We start from the raw sequence: 15,297 nt of genomic DNA, 5'->3' as shown, positions 1-15,297 counted from the left end.
CCAGGATCCCCCGCGCGGCCGTAAGGTCACGCCACACCGGCTCCAGGGCCACGGTCGCGCCGTCGGGATCGCATCTCCGGGATCTGCGGTGCCCCCGCCCCTGAGAGGACCGATGGACCGACCCGCCCGCACGACCCGACGCGTCCTGACCGGGCTCGGACGCACCCTCGCCGCCGCCCTCGCGCTCGCCGTCCTCGCGGGCACCGGCTACGTCTGGACGCTGTACCGGTCGCTGAGCGCCGACCTCACCACGAGCCGGGTCCTCGCCGACCGGCCCGTCGATCCCGAGCCCGCCACGGCGAGCCCGCGGCGCAGCTACACGGCCCTGCTGGTCGGCATGGACAGCCGGACGGACGCCCGCGGCGAGCCGCTCTCCCCCGCGCTGTTGGCGGAGATCCACGCCGGGGCGGACGAGGGCGAGCTGCACACGGACACGATGATGCTGGTCCGGGTCCCGGCGGACGCGGGCGCGCCCGTCGTCACCGTGTCGTTCCCGCGGGACTCCTACGTCGACCTGGCGGACGGCAGCGGCCGCCACAAGATCAATTCGGCGTACGGTCGGGCCTACCGCGCGGAACAGGAGCGACTGGCGGGCCAGGGCGTGTCCGGCGCGGACCTGGACCGGCGCAGCCGCGAGGCCGGGCGGGCCGCGCTGGTGCAGACGGTCGAGCAGTTCTCCGGCGTCACGGTCGACCACTACGCGGAGATCAACCTCGCCGGGTTCGTGGAGCTGACCGACACCCTCGGCGGCGTCCCGGTCTGTCTCAACGCCGCCGTGGACGACCGCGCCTACTCCGGGGTGGACCTCCCCGCGGGCCCGCAGACGGTCACCGGCGGGAACGCGCTCGCCTTCGTCCGCCAGCGGCACGGCCTCGACGGCGGCGACCTCGACCGGATCACCCGCCAGCAGGCCTTCATGGCAGGCCTGACCCACCAGGTCCTGGCCACCGGCACGCTGACCGACCCGACGCGCGTCGCGGACCTGATCGACGTCGTGACCGACTACGTCGTGCTCGACTCCGGCTGGAACCTCGAGCAGCTGCTCGGCCAGCTCGGCACCCTGGCCGGGGCGGACGTCGTGTTCCGCACCATCCCCACGATCCGGCCGGACCTGCGCACCCCGTACGACGGCGTGGCGGTCGAGGTGGACGAGGCGGCCGTGCGGGACTTCGTCCACACCGTGCTGTTCGCCGACGCGCGGGCGGGCCGGGAGCAGCCGACCGAGACCCCCGTGCCGGAGGCCACCCGCATCCGCGCCAGCGGCCCCACGGACACCCTCACGACCACCCCCGTCCCCGCCCCGGAAAACCCCTGGACGGACCGCCCGGTGATCGACGCCGCCGCCGTCCCCTGTGTGAACTGACTAGTCGGCGGCGTCGGCGATCGCCCGCGCCCGGGCGCGGATCCGGTCCGGCGGCCACCCCGCCACCTCGCGCAGCTGTTCGGCCACCGCGATCTCGACGGCCGCGTGCACGGCGGCCGGGGTCACCTGTGGATCGACCGAGCGTGCCGCGGCGAGTGCGCGCGCGGACAACGACACGTTGATCATCCGTCTCACCTCCGTTGGTGGGGACGTGCGGGAAACGCGCCAGGAGGCCCCGCGCGACGGGTCGTGGGCCCGATGGCCACGCCGGTGGGGCGAGCGGGCGGGCGGGTCCACCGCGTGGGTGACCCCGCCGCCGCACGGCGCGGACAGGTGTCACCGGCCGCCGTCCTGCGATCGGGTCCGGCGCGCCGCAGGACGCCCGGGCCCGCGGCGGGCGGCCCGACGATCACCGCGGCCGGCAGACTGCGCCCGTGAGCTCCTCGACCGACGGCGAGTCCTTCCCGCGCCTGCACGCCCGCACCCGACGCTTCACCCTCGGTGCCCCGCGCGGCGCCACGGTCTCCCCCGACGGCGGCCGGGTCGCCTTCCTGCGCTCCGGCTCCGGCACCGACCCGGTCACCTGCCTGTGGTCCTACGAGGTCGAGACCGGCGAGGAGCGGCTCGTCGTCGATCCCCGCACGCTCGACGACACCGCGGTCGAGGACCTGCCCGCCGAGGAGCGCGCCCGCCGCGAGCGCGCCCGCGAGCAGGCGGGCGGGATCGTCGCCTTCGCGACCGACCGCGCGCTGACCCGGGCGGTGTTCCCGCTGTCGGGGAAGCTGTTCGTCACCGACTTCGTCGGCGGGATCGGGGCGCGCCGGATCGAGACCGGCGGCGCCGTCGTCGACCCGCGGCTGGACCCGAGCGGCGAGCGGGTCGCGTACGTCTCGGGTGGCGCCCTGCACCTGCACCTGCTCGGCTCCGGCCACACCACGACGCTGGTCGCCCCCGACTCCCCGCAGGTCACCTACGGTCTCGCGGACTTCGCCGCGGCCGAGGAGATGAACCGCCTGCGCGGGTTCTGGTGGTCGCCGGAGGGGGAGCACCTCGCCGTCGCGCGGGTGGACGAGTCGCCGGTGCAGACCTGGTGGATCGCCGATCCCGCGCACCCCGGCCGGGAGCCCACCCGGGTCGCCTACCCCGCGGCGGGCACCCCGAACGCCGCGGTCGCGCTGGAGGTCGTCGGGCTGGACGGCGCCCGCGTCCCCGTCCCGTTCGCCGACGAGTACCTGGTGGACGTCGTGTGGGACGCCCACGGCCTGCTGATCCAGACCCAGCCCCGGGACCAGCGGGCGCTGCGCACCTTCGCGGTGGACCCCGCGAGCGGCGCCACCACCCTGCTCGACGAGCGCACGGACCCGATCTGGGTCGAGATCGTCCCCGGGGTCCCCTGCCGGACCACCGCGGGCGCCCTCGTGCAGGTCGACGACGCCCACGGCGCCCGCAGGCTGGTCGTCGCCGGCGAGCCCGTCACACCGCCGTCGCTGCAGGTGCGGGGGGTGCAGGACGTCGACGGCGAGACGGTGCTGTTCTCCGCGTCGGAGGCGGACCCGACGTCGACGAGCCTGTGGACCTGGTCGCCCGCCGGGCTGGAGCGGGTCTCCCCCGCCGTCGGCGTCCACGGTGGACGATTGTCCGGGGGCACGCTGGTGCTCGCCTCGCGGGACCTGGACGCGCCGCCGCGGACCGTCGTGCACGCCTTCGGCGCCGAGCACCGGCTCCAGTCGCACGCCGTCGTGCCGGAGCTGGAGCCGCGGGTGCGGCTGCTGCGGGCGGGTGAGCGCGAGCTGGCCACCGCGCTGCTGCTGCCGAGCTGGTGGGAGCCGGGGACGCCGCTGCCGGTCCTCATGGACCCCTACGGCGGCCCGCACGCGCAGCGCGTCGTCGCCGACCGGAACGCGCACCTGACCAGCCAGTGGTTCGCGGAGCAGGGCTTCGCGGTCGTCGTGGTCGACGGGCGGGGCACGCCGGGCCGCGGGCCGGAGTTCGAGCGGGCGGTGCACCTCGACCTCGCCCAGCCCGTGCTGGACGACCAGGTCGACGCCCTCCACGCGCTCGCCGTCGAGCACCCGGACCTCGACCTCACGCGGGTCGGGATCCGGGGCTGGTCCTTCGGCGGGTACCTCGCCGCGCTGGCCGTGCTGCGCAGGCCGGACGTGTTCCACGCGGCCGTCGCGGGCGCCCCGGTGACCGACTGGGCCCTCTACGACACCCACTACACCGAGCGGTACCTGGGCCTGCCCGGGACCGAGGCCTACGAGCGCTCGTCGCTGTTCCCGGACGCCGCGAAGCCCGGCACGCACCGGCCGTTGCTGCTGGTCCACGGCCTGGCGGACGACAACGTGGTCGCCGCGCACACCCTGCAGCTCTCGTCGGCGCTACTGGCCGCGGGCCGCCCGCACCAGGTGCTGCCGCTCTCCGGCGTCACGCACATGACGCCGCAGGAGATCGTGGCGGAGAACCTCCTGCTGCTGCAGGTGGAGTTCCTCAAGGAGGCGCTCGGGGTGGGGACGGCTGCCGAGTAGACCGGAGTCCCTCGGCTGCCCCCTCAGTCGTGGGAGACGTGGTGGGGGGCGGCGGCCTCGGCCAGGTCGGCGTCGTGGATCGCCCGCCGCTCGTGGCGGAGGTCCACGATCGCCACGCCCAGCGCCACCAGCGTGGTCAGCACGGCCACCGCCAGCGCACCGGCGATCGCCACGGGATAGGAGTTCCCCGCAGCGGCCAGCACGGCGTAGAACACACCCGCCACCAGGGCCGTCCCGACCGCGGCACCGACCCGCTGCCCGGTCTGCAGCGCACCGCCCGCCGATCCCGCCATCCGGACCGGGACGTTGCGCAGGGTCATGGTGATGTTGGGCGAGATCGTGAACCCGCCGCCGATGCCGCCGACCAGCAGCGCCGGGGCGATCCAGAACCCGGCGAGGTCACCCGGCGCGAGCAGCAGGACCAGCGCGGATGCCGTGATCCCCGCCGTGACCAGGCTCAGCCCCACGACGGTGAGCTTCCGGCCCAACCGCTCCACCAGGCGCCCGGCCACGACGGCCGAGACCGCCGACCCGACGGCGAACGCCGTGACCGAGAGCCCGGACTGCAGCGGCGTGTAGCCGAGCCCGTTCTGGAAGAACTGGGCGAACACGATCCACACGCCCGAGAAGCCGGTGAAGTAGACCAGCCCGACCAGCGCACCGGGTGCGTACCCGGAGGTCTCGGTGAGCAGCCGGAGGTCGAGCAGCGGCTCGCGTGCGCGGCGCAGCTCCCGCCGCTCCCAGAGCACGAACAGCACGGCGAGCACGGCGCCGAGCGGGAACAGCCACCAGAACCGGGCCACACCCCCGGACTCGGCCTGGACCAGCGGGAACAGCAACGCGAGGACCGCGAGCCCGAGCAGCGCGGCGCCGGTCCAGTCGATGGGCTTGCGGTCCCCGCCGGTGCCCACCTTCGGGACCAGCCGCGCGGCCAGCACGACCGCGAGCACCCCGATGGGCACGTTGACGTAGAAGATCCACCGCCAGCCGTCCGGCTCGCCGAAGGCCGCCAGCAGCAGCCCGCCGACGATCGGGCCCGCCGCCGTGGAGATCCCCACGGTGGCGCCGAAGAAGCCGAACGCCCGGCCGCGCTCGGCGCCGCGGAACAGGTTCTGGATGAGCCCGGAGTTCTGCGGGGCCAGGGTGCCCGCCGCGAGGCCCTGCAGCAGCCGGGCCACGATCAACAGCTCGATCGACGGCGCGATCCCGCAGGCCGCGCTGCAGACCACGAACGCGACCAGCGCGATGAGGAACAACCGACGCCTGCCGTAGGCGTCCCCGAGCCTGCCCGCGGGGACGAGGGCCAGGCCGAAGGTCAGCGCGTAGCCCGAGACGACCCACTGGGCGCCCGCCGGGTTCGTGGCGAGGCCCTGCTGGATCGACGGGAGCGCCACGGAGACGATGCTGACGTCGAGCAGGGTCATGAACCCTGCCGCGAGGGTGACGGTCAGTGCCCGCCAGCGGCGGGGGTCGGGGGTGTAGGCCTCGCTGGTCATCGCCTGCGAACGTACCTCCAGCTCAGCCAAGCCGCTCCCCGACGCGGACGGTCCCGGCGGCGTCCACGTCCGCGTACGCCCCCGCGCACGCCCAGGTCCCCATGCCGGGGATGCTGCGGCGGTTGACCTTCGCGATGGTCCGCAGCGTGTCGCGGTCCTCGGGGATGCCCTCCTGCGCGAGCGTGGTCATCACGCAGCGCATGGTGGGCATGGTCACGGTGAACCGGGCCGCGCCCGCGGCGAAGGTGCGGCCGACCCAGTCGTCCTCGAGGAACTCCGGGGCCGCGCCGGTGTCCAGCACCAGGTTCGGCCGGTACCGGCGGACGTCGAACACGGACTCCGGCGCGGCGGCCGCGAGCGCGGCCAGGGTCGAGGTGGTCATCAGGTGCAGCACACCGAGGTCGAGGAAGGAGTCCGTGGGCGTCAGGCCCGCGGTCGCGATCCGGCTCACCGCCTCGCCGTCGCTGTGCTCGACGGTCGTGCCGTCGATGAACCCCTGCGGCGCGAGGCCCTCGATGACCGGCCACTGCTCCTCGAACTGCGCCCCGGCGACGGGGTCCGCGGAGAGCGTCACGGCCCGGCCGAGCAGCTCGGAGAGCGCGGTGTCCAGCTCGCGGCCGGACTCCAGCGTCCGACCGTCGGCGAAGGTGACGGCGACGGGCGGGGGTGCGGTGTCCGGCGTCGGCTCGCCGAGGAACCGGGCCGAGCAGCCCAGCAGCGCACCCCACTTCCGCGGGTACTTCGCGCTGGCCACCGTCCCGTCCGCGGCGTCGACGACGGCGTACGCCCGGTCCCCCAGCGCGCCGCCCGGCAGCAGGGTGAGGGTCTCCACCTGCTCACCCTGCATGGACTTGACGGGGAAGCGGTGCAGCGAGCGGACCGACGGCACTGTCGACTGGGGGGTCATGTGTCCTGCCTACCCGGGGCCCACGGGGTCACACCACCGCCGATCTGGCAGGCTCGGCGACCGACTCGCACGCCAACAGGGAGGACACGACAGTGGCCCCGCAGAAGCCGGACGTCGACCCGATCGACGGCCCCGCCCCCACCGAGCTCGAGATCATCGACATCACCGTCGGCGACGGCCCCGAGGCGAAGGCCGGGAACCAGATCGCCGTGCACTACGTCGGGGTCGCCCACTCCACCGGCGAGGAGTTCGACGCCTCCTACAACCGCGGCCAGACGCTGAACTTCGGGCTCGGCGCGGGCCAGGTCATCCAGGGCTGGGACCAGGGTGTGCAGGGCATGAAGGTCGGCGGCCGCCGTCGCATCGTGATCCCGCCGCACCTGGGCTACGGCGACCGCGGCGCGGGCGGTGTCATCAAGGGCGGCGAGACGCTGATCTTCGTGGTGGACCTGGTCGCCGTGCGCTAGTGCGCTTGCTGATCATGTCCGACACCCACCTGCCGGTGCGGGCGAAGGACCTGCCCGCCCGGCTGTGGGAGGCGGTCGCGGCGTGCGACCTCGTGGTGCACGCGGGCGACTGGATGGACCCGGGGTTGCTCGACGCGCTGCTCGAGCGGGCGCCCCGGGTCGTCGGGGTCCGGGGCAATAACGACGGCCCCGAGCTGCGCGAGCGGCTCCCCGAGGTGGCCCGGTTCGAGGCGGGCGGCCTCCGGTTCGCCGTCACGCACGAGACCGGGGCCGCACAGGGCCGGGAGCATCGGATGGCGACGCGGTTCCCGGACACGGACGTGCTGATCTTCGGCCACTCCCACATCCCGTGGGACTCCGTGGCACCGACGGGCCTGCGGCTGCTCAACCCCGGCTCCCCCACCGACCGCCGCCGCCAACCCACACACACGTGGATGACGGCCTCCGCGGCGGACGGCGAGCTGCGCTGGGTGGACCTGCACCACCTCGAACCCTGACGCTCGCTCGGCTGCTTGGGGACCCCGAGCACCGGAGAGCGACGCTTGGGGACCCCCAGCTCCGGTCGGTCCCGATGCTCGGGGACCCCGAGCGTCGCTGAGTGGCGCTCGGGGACCCCGAGCGCCACTCACGGTCAGCGTTGGTGGGTGGCGTCCGCGGCGGCCTGGCGCTGGTCGACCTCGCGGTCGTGGGCGTCCATCTCGGCGGCTTCGGCGGCGTCGTGCGCGACGGGGACGGTCACGGCCCCGTGGCCCTCGGCCAGCGCCGGGTTCCGGCGGACCGCGACCAGGCTGAGCACCGTGGTGATCGCCAGGACACCCACGATGACCAGCAGCGACACCGCGATGCTGACCTCGGGGACCGGGATCGGCTCGCCGCCGTTGAGGAAGGGCAGCTCGTTCTCGTGCAGCGCGTGCAGCACCAGCTTGACGCCGATGAACGCGAGGATCACCGCGAGCCCGTAGGACAGGTAGACCAGCTTCCTCAGCAGCCCGCCGAGCAGGAAGTACAGCTGGCGCAGGCCCATCAGGGCGAAGGCGTTGGCCGTGAAGACCAGGAAGGGCTCCTGGGTGAGGCCGAAGATGGCGGGGATCGAGTCGAGCGCGAAGAGCAGGTCGGTGAGCCCGATCGCGATCATCACGATGAGCATCGGGGTGACCCAGCGCCTGCCGTCGAGCTTCACGGTGGTCTTCGAGCCGTGGTAGTCCTCGGTCACCGGGAACAGCCTGCGCACCCAGCCGACGACCCGGGGCTCCTGCCAGTCCTCGTCCCCGCCGCCCATGCCCTGCCGCACCATGTTCACGGCGGTGTAGATCAAGAACGCGGCGAAGACGTAGAAGACCCAGCTCAGCGCGTTGATCGCGGCTGCGCCGACGGCGATGAACGCGCCGCGCATGACCAGCGCGATCACGATGCCGACGAGCAGCACCCGGTGCTGGTGGATCGCGGGCACCTTGAAGCTCGACATGATGATGACGAAGACGAACAGGTTGTCCACCGAGAGCGAGTACTCGGTGATGTACCCGGCGAAGAACTCCCCCGCATACTGGCCGCCCGCGAAGAACCAGAGGCCGAGGCCGAACAGCACCGCCAGCGCCACGTAGAAGAGCACCCACCGGGTGGCTTCCTTGATCGTCACCGCGTGCGGCTTGTGGTCGACCAGGAGGAGGTCCGCGAGGATGATGGCCAGGAGGCCGCCGATGGTGGCGAACCAGAGCCAGACGGGCACGTTCACAGGGTCGATCTCCAGGGTCTCGAGGGCAGCAGCGAACTGCCCCGAGGTCTCTCCCCTCCGCCGGTGGGCGGATCGGTGGCGCCGGCTTCCGGGTCCGCCTGATTGTCTCTTCCGGGGCGGCGGGCCCTTCCACGTGCTGACGACGCCACCGCGAACGGGATACTCCCCTGCGGTGCCCGTCCAGTTTGTACCCCGCGCCGCCGACCCCGCCAGCCGGGGTGACCGAACGCACCCGGTGACCAGGTCAGATGGGCCGCCGGGCCGCCACGGCGAGCCTCGGGACGGGCCGCGTGAGATCCACGCGGTCGATCTCCTCGCCGCCGTCGGTGATCGCGTGCAGGCGCAGGCTCGCCGTCCCGCCCGGCAGGCCCGGGTCGACCTCGGCCCGCAGGTACGCATAGCCCCGGTAGCGCACGCGGGACCAGGCGACGGTCTCGTCGTCCTCCCCGCCCTCGCCCGTCACCCTGCTGCGGATCTCCCGGTCCTCGCCGGGGGCGCCGCGGTGGCGGTCGCCGCCGCCGTCGAGCCAGCCGTTGCTCGCTCGGCCGCCGGAGCCCACGCAGACGTAGGTGGTGCCGTCGGTGTCCGAGCGCACGGTCGCGTGGTCCGGGGCCACGCGGGTCGGCCGGCCGCCGCGGATCGGGTCGGTGCGCTCGTACTGGTGGTTGTGGCCCTGGACCGCGAGATCGACGGAATGGCGGTCGAACAGCGGGGTCAGGGCCTCGCGCACGCCGGCGTCGGAGGCGTGCGAGTCGCTCGTCGAGTAGGCGCAGTGGTGGAAGAACACGACGACGAAGGTGATCGCGGGATCGGTGCGCAGCCGGGCGAGGGTCCGGTCGAGCCAGCGGGTCTGCGCGCCCTCGCTGTAGCCGGTGGTGGCGCGGATCTCGGTGGAGAGGTCGTTGGCGTCCACGCTGACCACCCCGACGCAGCCATGGGTGAAGACGTAGACCGACGGGCACCCGGCCGGGCCGGTGCGCGGGAGGTCCAGCCGGGCGGCGTGGCCGCCGTAGCCGTGACCCGCGCCGCCGTCGTCGTACATCGCCTCCATGTCGTGGTTGCCGGTGGCGAACATCCACGGGGTCGTGGCGGCGCTGCGCTCGATCGCGGTCAGGTAGGCCGTCCAGAGGCCGGGGTCGAACTCGTCGTCCGACTTGCCCGCGCCGGGCCGGTCGGCGTAGCAGATGTCGCCCGCGAGCAGGTGGAACGCGGGACGGTCGGCGGCGACCAGCGCGGTGAGGCTGTCGGCGGGCTTCTCGGTGCGGCCCTCGTCGGTCCTGTAGCGGTTCGCGAAGTCGCCGCCGCCGGTGTTGACGCCCTGGTCGGCGAACGCGGTGAACACGAACGGCGCCCGGTCGCCCGGCGCGGGGGCGGTGCGGAAGACGGCGTCCGGGGTGAGGCGGCCGTCGGCGAGCCGGAAGCGGTAGTGGTACTCGGTTCCGGCGCGCAGGCCGGTCGCGGCGGCGTGGGCGAAGTACTGCTCGGCGGCACCGGGCGTGACCAGGTTCCGGACCTCCACCGGCAGGGTCGCGCCGTAGGCCGTGTCCAGGCCGAGGTCGACCAGCACCGCGCCCTCGGGCCTCGCGGTGATCTCACCGGCGATCGCCATGGCCGTGCGGGGGTCGTCGCCGAACGAGAGGTGCCGCCCGACGACGGCGCGTCCCCCGTCGGCCTGCGCGCGCGCCGGCCCGGCCCACGGCCCGGTGGTCAGCGCCAGGGCCGCCGCGGTGCCGGTCGCCCCGCGCAGCACCGCCCGGCGGCTGACGGGATGGCGGCGCCACAGGTCCCGCAGCCGCTCCTGGTCCTCCGGGATGGTCGCCACCGCCCGACCCTCCCCCGCGGCGGGCGGTGGAGCGCCGCACCCGGCGCGGCGCGTCCGGGGGACCCACCGCCACCCCACCGCGACTCCGACACCACAGCCCCCGAGTCCGACCACTCGGCGCCCGTGTCCGACGCGCCGTTCGTCCGGAACGTGAGGTCCGTCGCCGCGCTGAGAGCCGCCTGAGGTGGAACGCGCGCGGTGTCGGTGTGCCCGGATACCGTGCGTTCGTGTCCCGTCTCCTGCGCGCCACCGGCGCGCTCGTCGTCGTGGGCGCGCTGCTGCTCACCCCCGGGGTGGCCGCCGCCGCCACGCCCACGCCCGCGCCCGGCTCCACGGGCGCCACCGCGGTCTCGACCAGCGAGCAGCGGATCGACGTGCGCAGCGGGCCCGGGCACACCGACACGATCTCCCTGGACACCACGCTCTACCTGCCGGCGACCACACCGGCGCCCGCCGTGCTCGTCGCGCACGGGTTCGGGGGCAGCAAGCGGTCGGTGGACGCGGACGCGCGCGAGCTGGCGGCCCGCGGGTACGTCGCGCTGGCGTGGTCGGCCCGGGGGTTCGGTGCCAGCGGCGGGCAGATCGCGTTGGACTCGCCGGACTACGAGGTGGCGGACGCGCAGCAGCTGGTCGACTGGCTGGCGCAGCGTCCCGAGGTGCAGCAGGACGGCCCGGGCGACCCGCGGGTGGGGGTGACGGGCGCGTCGTACGGCGGTGGGCTCTCGCTGCTGCTGGCGGGCTACGACCCGCGGATCGACGCGACCGCGCCCGTGATCACCTGGAACGACCTCACCCAGGCGCTGTTCCCCAACGCCGCCGCCACCGGCCCGCTGCCGGAGGACACCCCCGCGCGGGGCGCCTTCGCGGGGGACGGGGTCTTCAAGCGGGCCTGGGCGGGCACGTTGTTCTCGGTCGGTTCCGCGGGACCGGACGGCGCCGCGGGCTCGGACGGCGCGGCGGGCTCGGACGGCACGGCGGGCTCGGACGGCACGGTGGGTGCGGGCGGATCCGCGGGCGCCGCGGCCTCGGACGGCACGGCGACCCCGTCGGGTGCGCTGCCCGCGACCCGTCTCCCGCTGACCTGTGGCCGCTTCACCGCCGAGGTCTGCGCGGCGTACACCGACGCCGCCACCACCGGCACCCTCTCCCCCGCCACCGAGGCCCTGCTGCGGCGGTCGTCCCCGGTCTCGGTCACCGACCGGATCACCGCGCCGACCCTGCTGGTCCAGGGCGAGCAGGACACGCTGTTCGGCCTCGACCAGGCGGATGCCAACGCGCGCCAGATCGCCGCGAACGGCACCGCGGTCGAGGTCGCCTGGTACGCGGGCGGACACGACGGCGGGGCCCCCGGCCAGACCGTCCGGGACCGGGTCGGCGACTGGTTCGACACCCACCTGCGCGGCGGCGGGGCCACCGCGGCCGAGGCGCGGGACGGGTTCGTCTACGAGGTGGAGAGCGGCATCCGCGCCGGCCGGACCACCGCCACCACCCGCTCCGTCGCGGCCGAGGCCTACCCCGGTCTCGGCGGCCCGGCCGTCACCACGCAGCAGCTGCCGCTGGCGGGCGAGCCCCAGGTCGTCACGAACCCGCCCGGCGGGAACCCGGCGGCGATCACCTCGCTGCCCGGCCTGGGTGGCGCGCTCGGGGGCCTCGGCGGGCGGCTGTCGGCGTTCACCGCCGTGCTCCCGGGGCAGTCGGCGTCGTTCGCCGCCGAGCCCGCGGGCGCGCAGGTGGACGTCGCCGGGGCGCCGCGGGTCACGCTGGAGATCGCCCGGGTCCCCGGCCAGCCCGCGCCCGCCGAGGCCGTGCTGTTCGGGAAGACCTTCGAGGTCGACCCCACCGGCAACCGCACCCTGCTGGGCAGCGCGGTCGCGCCGGTTCGGGTCGCCGTGCCGTCGGACGGCTCGCCCGCGCGGGTCACCGTGACGCTGCCCGGCGTGGTGGCGCCGATCGAGGCGGGCAACCACCTCGAGGTCGCGTTCGGGACCACCGACCAGGCGTACGCGGCCACCACCGAACCCGCCGTGTGGCGGGTCGGTCTCGCGCAGGGGACCGATCTCGCGGTGCCCGTGGTCCCCGGCCGCGCGAGCACCCCGAACACCGTGCCGGTCTGGCCGCTGGTGGGGATCGCGATCGTGCTGGCCGCGGCGCTCGCGGCATGGCTCGTCGCGCGGGTGCTCCGGCGCCGCCGCGAGGTCACGCCCGCCGGGGTCGCTGACGCGCCGCCGTTGGAGATCACCGGGCTGGCCAAGACCTACAAGGGCGGGTTCAGCGCGGTCAAGGAGGTCTCGTTCACCGTGCAGCGGGGCATGGTGCTCGGCCTGCTCGGACCGAACGGCGCGGGCAAGACCACCGTGCTGCGCATGCTCATGGGCCTGATCGCGCCGACGGCGGGCACGATCCGGGCGTTCGGCGAGCCCGTCGGGCCGGGGGCGCCGGTGCTGGCCCGGATCGGGGCGTTCGTCGAGGGGCCCGGGTTCCTCCCGCACCTCTCCGGCGCCGACAACCTGCGGCTGTACTGGGCGGCCACGGGACGACCCACGGCGGAGGCGCACCTCGAGGAGGCGCTGGAGATCGCCGGGCTCGGCGAGTCCGTGCACCGCCGCGTCGGCACCTACTCCCAGGGCATGCGGCAGCGGCTGGCCATCGCCCAGGCCATGCTGGGCCTGCCCGAGCTGCTGGTGCTGGACGAACCGACCAACGGGCTCGACCCGCCCCAGATCCACGCCATGCGCGAGCTGCTGCGGCGCTACGCCGAGGGCGGCCGCACGGTGCTGGTCTCCAGCCACCTGCTGGCCGAGGTGGAGCAGACCTGCTCGCACGTGGTCGTCATGCACCACGGGAAGGTCGTGGCCACCGGCACCGTGGACGAGATCATCGCCGGCGGCGGTGCCGCGAGCTTCGCCGTGGACGCGCCGGACAAGGCCGTCGAGGTCCTCGGCGCCCTCGCCGGCGTCCGGGACGTCGCCGCCGAGGGGTCGACGGTGCACGCCGAGCTCAACGGCACCCCGCGGGCCTCGGCCGTCCAGGCGCTGGTCGAGGCGGGGGTGTCGGTCGAGTCGGCCGGTCCACGCCGTCGTCTCGAGGACGCCTTCCTGCAGCTGGTCGGAGAGGACACCGCGCCGTGAGCGACAAGAAGTACTCGGACGTCTCCACGCGCAAGGGCCACGTCGGCCTGCTGTCCGCGGAGGGCTCCCCGCACACCTCGTACGTGCCGGGGCGGACGCTGCCGCTGCGCGTGGAGCTGGTGCGCCAGCTGCGCCGTCGCCGCACACAGGTGACGTTCGGGCTGGTCGCGCTGCTGCCGGTCATCCTGTGGATCGCGTTCTCGCTCAGCTCGACCGCGGCCCCCGGCTCCTCGGTCAACCTCGTCGACCTCGCCCAGGGCAGCGGGACCAACTTCGCGATCTTCGCCCTCTTCGCGTCCGCGGGGTTCCTGCTGGTCGTGGTGGTGGCATTGTTCTTCGGGGACACGATCGCCTCCGAGGCCAGCTGGTCGTCGCTGCGGTACCTGCTGGCCGCGCCCGTCCCACGGGCCCGGCTGCTGCGACAGAAGGCGCTGGTCGCGGGCCTGCTGTCGCTGGTGGGGGTGCTACTGCTCCCGGTCGTCTCGCTCGTCGTGGGGACGATCGCCTACGGCACCGGGGACCTCGTCAGCCCCACCGGCGAGTCGCTCGGCTACGGGCCCGCGGTGGCCCGCGTGCTGCTCGGCGGGCTGTACGTCGCGCTGAACCTGCTGTGGGTGGCGGGGCTCGCCACCCTGCTGTCGGTCAGCACGGACGCCCCGCTCGGCGCGGTCGGCGGGGCGGTGATGGCGTCCATCGTGTCGCAGATCCTCGACCAGATCACCGCGCTGGAGGACCTGCGGGACTACCTGCCGACCCACTACGCCAACGCGTGGTCCGGGCTGCTCGGCTCGGCGCCGGACTGGGGGGACATGACCCGCGGGCTGTTCGGCAGCGTCGTGTACGCCACGGTCTTCTTCGCCGCGGCGGCCTGGCGCTTCCACCGCAAGGACATCACGAGCTGAGCGCGGCCCGTTCCGTTCCCACGACCTCGGTGGGCGCGGTCCGGGCGGGCCGCGGGGTGCCCAGCAGGACTCCCCCGACGATCACCACCGCGGACACCAGCTCGGTGACCGTCGGACGCTCGCCCAGGACCACGGCGGCCAACGCGATCCCGACCACCGGCACCAGCAGCGAGTACGGCGCCACGACCCCGGCGGGGTAGCGCCGCATCAGCCAGGTCCAGATGCCCGACCCGATGACCGTGGCGAACACCGACAGGTAGAGCAAAGCGGCGAACCCGGGCAGCCCGTCGACGGAGAAGGCGGCCCGCAGCGAGGTCAGGCCCGCAGTCGGCCCCTCGCTGAACAGCGATGCCGCGAACAGCGGGATCGGCGGGACCACGCACATCCACAGGGTCAGCTGCATCGGCTTGGGCGGGGCGGCGAGCCTGCTGCAGAGGTTGCCGAAAGCCCACCCCAGCGCGCCGCAGAGGGTCAGCAGCACCGGCAGGACCGCGGCCGCCTGGGCCCGGGAGACCGCGATCGCCGCCAGCCCGAGCATCGCCAGCGCGATCCCGACCGCCTGCCGCGGGGACAGCCGCTCCCGCAGGAACAGCGCGCCGAGCAGGACCGTGAACGGGGCGGACGCCTGCAGGACGAGCGAGGCGAGGCCCGTCGGCATCCCCACGTCCATCGCCACGAACAGGAAGACGAACTGGATGGTGCCGAAGCCGATCCCGTAGCCGACCAGCCACTTCAACGGCACCTGCGGGCGGGGCACGAACAGCAGCGTGGGGACCGCGAGCACCAGCATGCGCAGGCCCGCCAGGAACAGCGGCGGGAAGTGCTCCAGGCCCACGTGGATGGCCAGGAAGTTGCCGCCCCAGAGGGCGGCGACGAGGACGGCCAGGAGCCGGTGTCGCACGGTCACCTCCCCACCGTGCGTCCCGACGACTCGGAAGACCAGCGATATCTT

Annotated in this window: 12 protein-coding genes; 6 read left to right on the top strand and 6 right to left on the bottom strand. The window is 74.5% G+C overall.

All coding sequences use genetic code 11. The annotated features are described in order from the left end of the window. Positions 1-112: 112 nt before the first annotated feature. Entirely contained in the window at positions 113-1,363 is a 1,251-nt protein-coding gene (locus ABD993_RS28375; protein ID WP_345425127.1) for an LCP family protein, read from the top strand. On the opposite strand, the gene ABD993_RS28370 is transcribed toward ABD993_RS28375, so the two are convergent. Beyond that, positions 1,364-1,549, bottom strand: a complete 186-nt coding sequence (locus ABD993_RS28370) for a hypothetical protein (RefSeq protein WP_345425124.1) — start codon at positions 1,547-1,549, stop codon at positions 1,364-1,366. A gap of 248 nt (positions 1,550-1,797) precedes the next feature. Here ABD993_RS28370 and ABD993_RS28365 point away from each other — a divergent pair, with 248 nt between their 5' ends. Further along, the gene (locus ABD993_RS28365; RefSeq protein ID WP_345425122.1) at positions 1,798-3,891 is read left to right on the top strand and encodes a S9 family peptidase; all 2,094 of its coding nucleotides are present in this window, start codon (positions 1,798-1,800) and stop codon (positions 3,889-3,891) included. A 23-nt stretch (positions 3,892-3,914) separates the two neighbouring features. Here the strand turns inward: ABD993_RS28365 and ABD993_RS28360 are convergent, their stop codons facing one another. Together ABD993_RS28360 and ABD993_RS28355 are read right to left on the bottom strand one after the other, a co-directional pair. Next, positions 3,915-5,387: an MFS transporter gene (locus tag ABD993_RS28360; RefSeq protein ID WP_345425119.1), complete on the bottom strand. Its 1,473-nt coding sequence runs from the start codon at positions 5,385-5,387 to the stop codon at positions 3,915-3,917. A gap of 22 nt (positions 5,388-5,409) precedes the next feature. After that, positions 5,410-6,294: an MOSC domain-containing protein gene (locus ABD993_RS28355; protein ID WP_345425116.1), complete on the bottom strand. Its 885-nt coding sequence runs from the start codon at positions 6,292-6,294 to the stop codon at positions 5,410-5,412. A gap of 92 nt (positions 6,295-6,386) precedes the next feature. Here ABD993_RS28355 and ABD993_RS28350 point away from each other — a divergent pair, with 92 nt between their 5' ends. Together ABD993_RS28350 and ABD993_RS28345 are read left to right on the top strand one after the other, a co-directional pair. Next, entirely contained in the window at positions 6,387-6,761 is a 375-nt protein-coding gene (locus tag ABD993_RS28350; RefSeq protein ID WP_345425113.1) for an FKBP-type peptidyl-prolyl cis-trans isomerase, read from the top strand. Continuing rightward, positions 6,761-7,258, top strand: a complete 498-nt coding sequence (locus ABD993_RS28345) for a metallophosphoesterase family protein (RefSeq protein WP_345425110.1) — start codon at positions 6,761-6,763, stop codon at positions 7,256-7,258. The genes ABD993_RS28350 and ABD993_RS28345 overlap by 1 nt, the downstream gene beginning before the upstream one ends. 134 nt (positions 7,259-7,392) lie before the next feature. Here the strand turns inward: ABD993_RS28345 and ABD993_RS28340 are convergent, their stop codons facing one another. Further along, entirely contained in the window at positions 7,393-8,493 is a 1,101-nt protein-coding gene (locus ABD993_RS28340; RefSeq protein WP_345425107.1) for a TerC family protein, read from the bottom strand. Positions 8,494-8,737: 244 nt separating this feature from the next. After that, complete coding sequence (locus ABD993_RS28335; RefSeq protein WP_345425104.1) at positions 8,738-10,315, bottom strand: purple acid phosphatase family protein; 1,578 nt, start codon at positions 10,313-10,315, stop codon at positions 8,738-8,740. 227 nt (positions 10,316-10,542) lie between these two features. On the opposite strand from ABD993_RS28335, the gene ABD993_RS28330 reads away from it, so the two are divergent. Together ABD993_RS28330 and ABD993_RS28325 are read left to right on the top strand one after the other, a co-directional pair. Then, positions 10,543-13,443, top strand: coding sequence for an alpha/beta fold hydrolase (locus tag ABD993_RS28330; RefSeq protein ID WP_345425101.1), 2,901 nt, complete (start codon positions 10,543-10,545; stop codon positions 13,441-13,443). Beyond that, positions 13,440-14,345: an ABC transporter permease gene (locus ABD993_RS28325; RefSeq protein WP_425569166.1), complete on the top strand. Its 906-nt coding sequence runs from the start codon at positions 13,440-13,442 to the stop codon at positions 14,343-14,345. Before ABD993_RS28330 ends, ABD993_RS28325 begins: the two co-directional genes overlap by 4 nt. Here the strand turns inward: ABD993_RS28325 and ABD993_RS28320 are convergent. After that, positions 14,335-15,252, bottom strand: a complete 918-nt coding sequence (locus ABD993_RS28320; RefSeq protein WP_345425098.1) for an EamA family transporter — start codon at positions 15,250-15,252, stop codon at positions 14,335-14,337. The genes ABD993_RS28325 and ABD993_RS28320 overlap by 11 nt on opposite strands. Between the last annotated feature and the right edge of the window lie 45 nt (positions 15,253-15,297).

Origin of the sequence: Pseudonocardia xishanensis (assembly GCF_039541715.1) — a bacterium.
GTDB classification, from domain to species: domain Bacteria; phylum Actinomycetota; class Actinomycetes; order Mycobacteriales; family Pseudonocardiaceae; genus Pseudonocardia; species Pseudonocardia xishanensis.
Note: the sequence above shows the minus strand (reverse complement) of the source record. Positions and strands in the feature narration are given on the sequence as shown.